Annotated in this window: 5 protein-coding genes; 2 read left to right on the top strand and 3 right to left on the bottom strand. The window is 74.1% G+C overall.

Annotation, left to right across the window (positions count from 1 at the left end):
• The 3 genes from AOK18_RS20420 to AOK18_RS20410 form a co-directional block, all read right to left on the bottom strand.
• The coding region (locus AOK18_RS20420; protein WP_338119127.1) for an FtsX-like permease family protein at positions 1-1,174 on the bottom strand (1,174 nt) is incomplete at its 3' end.
• 54 nt (positions 1,175-1,228) lie between these two features.
• Entirely contained in the window at positions 1,229-1,978 is a 750-nt protein-coding gene (locus AOK18_RS20415) for an ABC transporter ATP-binding protein (RefSeq protein WP_055574959.1), read from the bottom strand.
• Positions 1,975-2,490: a PadR family transcriptional regulator gene (locus AOK18_RS20410; protein WP_055574960.1), complete on the bottom strand. Its 516-nt coding sequence runs from the start codon at positions 2,488-2,490 to the stop codon at positions 1,975-1,977. Before AOK18_RS20410 ends, AOK18_RS20415 begins: the two co-directional genes overlap by 4 nt.
• Before the next feature lie 168 nt (positions 2,491-2,658).
• On the opposite strand from AOK18_RS20410, the gene AOK18_RS20405 reads away from it, so the two are divergent.
• Together AOK18_RS20405 and AOK18_RS20400 are read left to right on the top strand one after the other, a co-directional pair.
• Entirely contained in the window at positions 2,659-3,933 is a 1,275-nt protein-coding gene (locus AOK18_RS20405) for an ABC transporter substrate-binding protein (RefSeq protein WP_055695307.1), read from the top strand.
• 328 nt (positions 3,934-4,261) lie between these two features.
• Positions 4,262-5,469: alpha-amylase family glycosyl hydrolase (locus tag AOK18_RS20400; protein ID WP_055695308.1), on the top strand; the 1,208-nt coding region annotated here is incomplete at its 3' end.

Here is a 5,469-nt window from a genome sequence, read left to right as displayed (position 1 = left end):
CCCGTGCTCCGAGCGCCCGCCGCGCCACGCCCGTCAGCCCGCCGGCCTCGGGCGCCGCCGGCCTCGGCACCGGCACCGGCGGCACCCGGCCCGCCCGCCACGCCGCCAGCCCCGTGGTGGCGCCGATGAACAGCACCGCCCCCACGGGCACCGCGAACAGCGCCACGGTGTGCCCCGGCAGCCCCTGCCACACGCCCACCGCGTCCCCGAGCCGCCCCGGTATCCCGCTGCCCAGCGCCTCGGTCAGCGCGGCGGCGGCCACCGCGCCCAGCAGGGCGTAGCCGAGGTGCTGGAGCAGGAAGACGCGCACGACCTGCCCCGGGGTGAAGCCGATCGCCTTGAGGACGGAGATGTCCCGCAGGTGCCCCCGGATCCGGGTGCTGATCGCCCCGTGCACCGCGAACCCGGCGGCGGCCAGCGCGCCGAGCCCGAACAGGCCCAGGACCTGGCCGAGCAGCCGGTTGTCGCCCTGCGCCTCGGCCCGCGCCTGCTGCCAGGTGGAGACCTCCCCGATGGCACCGGCCCCCAGCACGGTCACCGCCCGCTGCACCACGTACCCGGTGTCGTCCGGGTCGGCCAGCCGCAGCCCGGCCACCTGGCCGTCGGGGCCGTCCACGGCCGACGGCAGGGCCCACACCAGACCGGGCCGCTCCCCCGGGCGGTAGCGCGGCTCGGCGCTGTCGGCGACGCCCACCACGGTCAGGGTCCGTGCGGTGCCGGGCAGGGTGAGGGTGTCGCCGGGCGAGGCGAGCAGGGCGCGGGCGAGGCTGCTCTCCAGGACCACGCCGTCGGGCACGGCGGGGTCCAGCCAGTGCCCGGAGGTGATCAGCGGGCGGCCGGTCCCGGGCCGGCCGACGGTGCCGCGCAGTTCGGCGGCGGCCCGGCTGCCGCGGGAGGCGAGGGTGACGGCGGCCGTGGGGAAGGGGCCGGCGACGGCCTCCACGCCGTCCAGGCCCGCCAGCTTCGAGGCGTCGGCGAAGGCCGTGGTGTGCAGCGTGACGTGCGCGCCGCGGACCTGGGCGAAGGTCCGCTGCCAGGGGTTGGTCGCGTACCCGAACAGGGCCGTGGCCAGCAGCAGGGACGCGACGACACCCGCGGTGGCCAGGACCAGGAACAGCGCCTCACCGCGGTGCGCGCGCAGATCGGAATGCGCCCAGCGCAAGCTCGCTCGCACCCGCGTCAGCCCCTTCGCCGGCGCCGCACGCCCGCACCGTCGTACATCCGCATGTCAGTCCCTGAGCTCCAGCACCCCGGAGAGGCCGCGGCCGCGCGGCGGCGCTCCGTCGAGTTCCGCGTCGTCGGCGATCCGCCCGTCGAAGAAGCTGATCACCCGGTCCGCGGCGCTCGCCAGCCGGGCGTCGTGCGTGACCAGCAGGATCGTCTGCCCGCGCCGGTGGAAGCGGGACAGCAGCCGCATCACCTCGCGGGTGCCCCTGCTGTCCAGGCTGCCGGCGGGCTCGTCGGCCAGGAGCAGCGGCGGGTGGTTGACCAGGGCGCGGGCCAGCGCGACGCGCTGCTGCTCACCGCCGGACAGCTCGCCCGGCATGCTCCGCTCCTTGCCCGTCAGGCCCAGCTCGGCCAGCAGCTCCTCCCGCTCGGCGCGGGCCCTGCGCGCCGGGGTCCCGGCGAGCAGCGCCGGCAGCTCGACGTTGTCGGCGACCGACAGGTTCGAGACGAGGTTGAAGAACTGGAAGACGATCCCGATGTGCTTCCTGCGCTCCACCGCCCAGCGCGCCTCGCTGTAGGCGTCGGTGCGCTCGCCGTCCAGCCAGATGCTGCCGGAGTCGGGCCGCTGGAGCCCGCCGAGCAGATGCAGCAGGGTCGACTTGCCGGCGCCGGACGGGCCGGTGACCGCCACGAACTCGCCGCGCGCCACCCGCAGGTCGACCCCGCGCACCGCGTGCGCCGGGGCCCCCTCGCCGTGGTGCGTCTTGACCAGGCCCTCGGCGCGCAGCACGGGAGCGGGACCCTCGCTCATTCCAGCTCCTCCAGCTCTTCCTGGCACCGTTCCAGCCAGTCGAGGTCGGCCTGCAGGTGCAGCATCGCGCCCTCGATCAGCAGCTGGGCGACGCGGTTGTCCCGGTCTTCGGCGGCGGCCAGCCTCGACAGCTGCCGCATGGTGTTGAGGTACTGGCGCCGCTGGCGGTTGATCAGGGCGATCCGGTCGGCGAGGCCGGTCTGCGGGGCGAGGGCCAGCTTCATGAAGAACTCGTCCCGCACCCGCGGCTCGTCCGCGGTCTCCTCGAACCAGGCGCGCAGCGCCTCCCGCCCGGTGTCGGTGAGGTGGTAGACCTTCTTGTTGGGCCGGCCGGACTGCTCGACGTCCTCGCCCTCGATCAGCCCCGACTTCTCGAGGCGGCCCAGGGTGACGTAGATCTGGCCGATGTTCGGCTGAGGGTACGCGGAGCCCAGCAGTTGCTCAAGGTCCTGCTTCAGCTCGTAGCCGTGGGCCGGGCCGCGGGCGAGCAGGGCCAGCAGGGACTGCCGCACTCGTGCTCTCCTCCCCGCGTCCTTCGAGCCAGGTGCGGCGCGCCCGGTTCCGTCTCCCGCGCGCCTCACACGATGTGCCGCACGCCCTAGTATCGCCGATACCTAACAGGTATACATGGCCACTGACCCCGGCAAGGGTGCCGGGTGCGGGTGCACAGGGAGGAACCTATGCGGTGGATCCATGCCGCCGGTAGGGGCTTCCTCGTCCTGCTGCTGCTCCTGGCCGTGGGCACGGTCTCCGGGGCGCGGGCCGACCAGGCCGTTCCCGGCGACGGGCGCGGCCCGCTCACCCTGGCCACCGCGGGGGACCTCACCGGCTACCTCGGCCCCCTGCTCGACGGCTGGAACCGCGCCCACCCCGGCGAGGAGGTCACGCTCGTCGAACTGCCCGACTCGGCCGACGAGACCCGCGCGCAGATGATCACGGACCTGCGCGGCGCCGGCCGCGGCCGCTTCGACGTCCTCAACATCGACGTCAGCTGGACCTCGGAGTTCGCCGCCGGCGGCTGGATCCGCCCGCTGCCGCGCGACCGCTTCCCGCTGGACACCTTCCTGCCGGGCGTCGTGGACACCGCGACCTACGACGGCCAGCTGTACGCCGTCCCGTACGTGACCAACGCCGGGCTGCTCCTGTACCGCGCCGACGTGCTCGAGGCCGAGGGGGTGGCGCCGCCGCGCACCTGGGCCGACCTGGAGCGGGCCGCGAAGACCCTCGCCCCGGCGCACGGACTCGACGGCTACGCCGGCCAGTTCCTGCCCTACGAGGGCCTGACCGTCAACGCGGCCGAGGCCGTCTACTCGGCGGGCGGCACCATCCTGGGCGACGAGGGCGAACGCGTCACCGTCGACTCCCGGGCGGCCCGCGAGGGGATCGGGTTCCTCGCCCGCGGTGTCCGCGAGGGCTGGATCCCGCAGGAGGCGCTGACCTACAAGGAGGAGGAGTCCAAGCAGGCCTTCCAGGACGGCAGGCTGCTCTTCCTGCGCAACTGGCCCTACGCCTACGTCGCCGCGTCCGCCGAGGACTCCGCGGTCGCCGGGAAGGTCGGCGCCGTGCCCCTGCCGGGACCGGACGGGCCGGGCACCAGCGTCCTGGGCGGCTCCAACCTCGCCGTCGCCGCCCACGCGCGGCACCCCGACTCCGCCGCGCGGCTGATCGCCTACCTCACCGGCGAACCGGTCCAGCGCCAGGTGCTCACGCGCGGCGCCCTGCCGCCCGTACGGGCCGCGCTGTACGACGACCCCCACATGGTCCGGCGGTTCCCGTACCTGCCCACGCTGCGCGAGAGCGTGCTCGCCGCCGCCCCGCGCCCCAAGAGCCCCCGCTACGACCAGGTGAGCCTGGTCGTGCAGGCGGTGGTGCGGGACGCGATGACGGGGCGGCAGACACCGGAGTCGGCGGTGCGGCGGCTGGCGCGCGAACTCGCCGCCGTCTCCGCGCGCTGACCGCACCGCCCGCGGACCACGGAGCGCGCTCCGCGGGTGGCGGGGCCGGTCCCGGCACTCCGGGCCCGCGCCCACCCGACCCCCGGTTCCCTCACCCGGACGGCCATTCCTAGTTACCTGTTAGGTAACGCGGATGTCTCAACAGTGTCCGCAATGCCCCGATAAAGGGAGATTCGACCGTGGAAACCCCCGGGGATCCCGCACTCGTTCATTGACACCTCCACGACATGACTACCTAACATGCATGCATAACGGCGAGGACGCCGTCGGCCCGGGAGCCCCGGGTCTCCGCACGCACAGACAGGTCGACGTGGTGAGTCCCAAGCACATCGACACCCACCGCTGGTGGCGCGACGCAGTGATCTACCAGGTGTACGTCCGCAGCTTCCTGGACAGCACCGGTGACGGAATCGGCGATCTCGCCGGGGTCAGGGCGGGCCTGCCCTACCTGAAGAAGCTGGGCGTGGACGGGATCTGGCTGAGCCCCTTCTACCCCTCACCGCAGCACGACCACGGCTACGACGTGGCCGACTACCGCGACGTCGACCCGGTCTTCGGCGACCTCGCCGAGTTCGACCTGCTGGTCGGCGCCGCCCGGCGGCTCGACGTCAAGGTGTTGCTGGACGTCGTCCCCAACCACTGCTCCAGCGAGCACCCCTGGTTCCGCGAGGCGCTCGCCGCGGCCCCCGGCAGCCCGCAGCGCGCCCGCTTCCACTTCGCCGACGGCCGCGGCCCCGACGGCGCCGAGCCGCCCAACAACTGGCACGCCATGTTCGGCGGCCCCGCCTGGAGCCGCGTCACCGAACCGGACGGCCGGCCCGGCCAGTGGTACCTGCACATGTTCACGCCCGAACAGCCGGACTGGAACTGGCGCAACCCCGAGATCGCCGCCGACTTCGACCGCACCCTGCGCTTCTGGCTGGACCGGGGCGTCGACGGCTTCCGCATCGACGTCGCCGCCGGGCTCTTCAAGCACCCGGAACTGCCCGACTCCCCGGACCCGGAGGCCGACGCCCGCACCCGCGACTCGGTCAACCCGCTGGCCTGGAACCAGCCCGAGGTGCACGACGTGTGGCGGCACTGGCGCGCGGTGTGCGAGGAGTACACCGCCCGCGACGGCCGCGAACGGCTCCTGGTCGGCGAGGTCTCCGTGCCGACCGCCCGCGAGCACGCCCGCTACGTCCGCCCCGACGAACTCCACCAGGCCTTCTTCTTCGACCTGCTCGGCGCCCCCTGGGACGCCGACGCCTTCCGCAAGGTCATCTCCGAGGCCATGCAGGACATCGCCGGCACCGGATCGACCGTCACCTGGGTCCTCAACAACCACGACCAGGTCCGCACCGTCACCCGCTACGGCGAACCCACCCCCGAAGGAAGCGGTCTCGGCCCCGCCCGCGCCCGCGCCGCCGCACTGCTGATGCTGGCGCTGCCCGGCGCCGCCTACGTCTACCAGGGCGAGGAACTGGGCCTGCCCGAGGTCGTCGACCTCCCCGACGACGTGCTCACCGACCCGATCTTCCGCCGCACCGGCAGCCG

The organism is Streptomyces prasinopilosus, from assembly GCF_001419695.1.
GTDB lineage: Bacteria > Actinomycetota > Actinomycetes > Streptomycetales > Streptomycetaceae > Streptomyces > Streptomyces prasinopilosus.
This window is presented reverse-complemented; position numbering and strand designations above follow the sequence as displayed.